Origin of the sequence: Henriciella sp. (genome assembly GCF_049649345.1) — a bacterium.
Lineage (GTDB): Bacteria > Pseudomonadota > Alphaproteobacteria > Caulobacterales > Hyphomonadaceae > Henriciella.
Window position 1 is genome coordinate 1 of the sequence record NZ_JBARZC010000615.1, and the last position, 2,380, is coordinate 2,380.

3 protein-coding genes are annotated in these 2,380 nt (G+C 63.4%); 1 reads left to right on the forward strand and 2 read right to left on the reverse strand.

The genetic code is table 11. The features are described 5' to 3' along the window. Both WA989_RS17085 and WA989_RS17090 read right to left on the reverse strand, forming a co-directional pair. Positions 1–903, reverse strand: a 903-nt coding sequence (locus WA989_RS17085) for an MFS transporter (protein ID WP_424341684.1), incomplete at its 3' end; no start/stop codon positions are given. A gap of 41 nt (positions 904–944) precedes the next feature. Further along, positions 945–1,802: a DMT family transporter gene (locus WA989_RS17090; protein WP_424341685.1), complete on the reverse strand. Its 858-nt coding sequence runs from the start codon at positions 1,800–1,802 to the stop codon at positions 945–947. A gap of 132 nt (positions 1,803–1,934) precedes the next feature. Here WA989_RS17090 and WA989_RS17095 point away from each other — a divergent pair. Beyond that, positions 1,935–2,380, forward strand: a 446-nt coding sequence (locus WA989_RS17095) for a LemA family protein (protein ID WP_424341686.1), incomplete at its 3' end; no start/stop codon positions are given.

Below are 2,380 nucleotides of genomic sequence, written 5' to 3' on the forward strand. Positions count from 1 at the left end.
GGCCAGCACCATGATGAGGATGCCAAACAGGGCGGTGCGCACCGCGCCGAAGCGAGTAATGGCCGGGCCGATAAAGAAGACCTGCGTTAGCGCTGAACCGAGCCCGACCATGGCCAGCGAGAAGCCGATCTCCGCTTCGCTCCAGTCATAGCGGATCTCCGAATAGAAGTTCCAGGTCGAGGGGAAGACGCTGTGGGCGAACATGTAGATGCCGAAGGCGACAATGAACCAGCCGACCTTGGGCAGTTTGGAAAAGTGTTTCACCGCGCCGAACGGATTGGCCCGCTGGACCCTGAACGGGCGGCGGTCCTCACGGGCAAGCGATTCAGGCAGGACGAAATAGCCATAGATGAAGTTCAGGATTGAGAGGAAGGCCGCCCCGAAAAAGGGAAGGCGCGTATCGATCGAGCCGAGAAGCCCGCCGATCGCTGGGCCGATGATGAAGCCGATGCCGAAGGCGGCGCCGATCATGCCGAAGGCCCGGCCGCGCTCTTCCGGCTCGGTCACATCGGCGATATAGGCATTGGCGGTCGAAAAGGTTGCCGATGAAATGCCGGTCAGGGCGCGCCCGACGAAGAGCAGCCAGACAGAATCGGCGAACCCCATGATAATGAAATCCACCCCAAGGGTCGCAATCGAGGCGAGCAGGATGGGCCGGCGGCCATACCTGTCCGACAGGTTTCCGATGGTCGGCATGGCGAGGAAATTCAGGACCCCATAGGTCGCCATCAGATAGCCGCCAATGATGACAGTCTCTTCGGCCGGCTGGTTTGTCAGCTCGGCCAGCAGCGAGGGCATGACAGGGATGATGATGCCAAAGCCGATCATGTCCATCGCCACGCAGACGATGACGAAGAAGAAGGCATTCTTCCCGTGTTTGCGGATGGCGGGCGCCTCGGTCATGGGCGATGGCAATGGCGGGGATTGAGGGCGGCGTCAATCACTCAGCTTGCGGCGTGCCGGCGAGCCATGCTGGCCAGCGCGACCCCGCCGAGGATGAGCGCTGTCGCACCAAGGAAGCGGAGGGTGACCGGTTCTGAAAGAAAGACGACACCGCCCGCCGCAGCGATGGCGGGCACGGTAAGCTGCGCAATCCCGGCAAGGCTGGCGGTGAGGCTGCGCAGCGCAAAGTACCAGATCGCATAGCCCAGCCCGGAGGTGATGGCGCCTGAGACGACAGCGTAGGCAAAGCCATGGGCCGATGGCATTGCCTCACTTGTGAGGTAGAGCGCGGGAAACGCTGCGCCGATGGCAACCGCGCCGGCGCGTAGGAAATTGCCGGCGGTCTGCGCCGTCGGGCTAGCATGCCCGCGGCCCCGAAGTGAGTAGATGCCCCAGGCAATGCCTGCGCCCGCCATGAGGACCGCGCCTGTCAGAGGCGGCGCTTCAAGGCCGGGAAGCAGCAGCCAGACCAGGCCCGAAAGAGCCAGCAGGAGACCTACCCAGCGCGCCGGCGCGAGTGTTTCACCCGAGACCAGGCTCCAGCCGAGCATGGTGATCTGGACGAGAGCGAACAGGATGAGGGCGCCTGTCCCCGCCGCTAGAGATAGATAGGCCAGCGAGAAGGCGGCCGCATAGGCAAAGAGGGCCGCAGCAGAGAGCCAGCTGCCGGAGGTCATGGCCCGACGCGGCGAGACGATCAGCGCCAGGACGAGCGCGCCCGACACGATCCGGATCAGGGTGAAGGACCATGGGCCGGCCTCTCCTGTCGCCATGGCGAGCCGGGCAAGGATCGAATTGGCGGCAAACGCCGTCATGGCGAGCGCGGTGACAAGGAAAAGCTGGAGCGGGCCTGCACGCATGGCGCACCGATGCCGCATCCATATCCACTTGGCCAGCGGCCTGTTGCCAATTCGGTGCGAATTCGGGCCTTAACAGGAGGCGCGTCTTGTTTGATAGTCGCGAGACGACGTGGTCGAGGAGAGGATGTGCCAATGACCGGTGTGTGGATCGTGCTGGGTGTCGCCGTGATCCTGATTGCTGGCGCGATCGTGATTTACAATGTCCTGGTCAGCAAGCGCCAGATGGTGCGCAATGGCTGGGCGGATATTGATGTCCAGCTGAAGCGCCGGGCCAATCTCATCCCGCAGCTGGTCGCGACCGTGAAGGGCTATGCCGCCCATGAGCGCCAGCTGTTCGAAGAGGTTGTCGAGAAGCGCAATCTCGCCGCCAGCGCAGGCGACGATGCCAAGGCGCGCGGCGCGGCCGAGTCCGAATTGTCGCGCCCGATTGGCCGGCTGATGGCGGTCGCCGAGGACTATCCGGATCTCAAGGCGAGCGCGAATTATCGCGATCTGCAGGAAGAACTCTCAGACACGGAAAACAAGATCGAGATGGCGCGGCGTTTTTACAATGGCGCGGTGCGCGAGCTGAACACGGT

Coding starts and splice junctions, on each gene's coding strand:
- WA989_RS17090 (WP_424341685.1), bottom strand. CDS start 1,802: ATGCGTGCAGGCCCGCTCCAGCTTTTCCTTGTCACCGCGCTCGCCATG.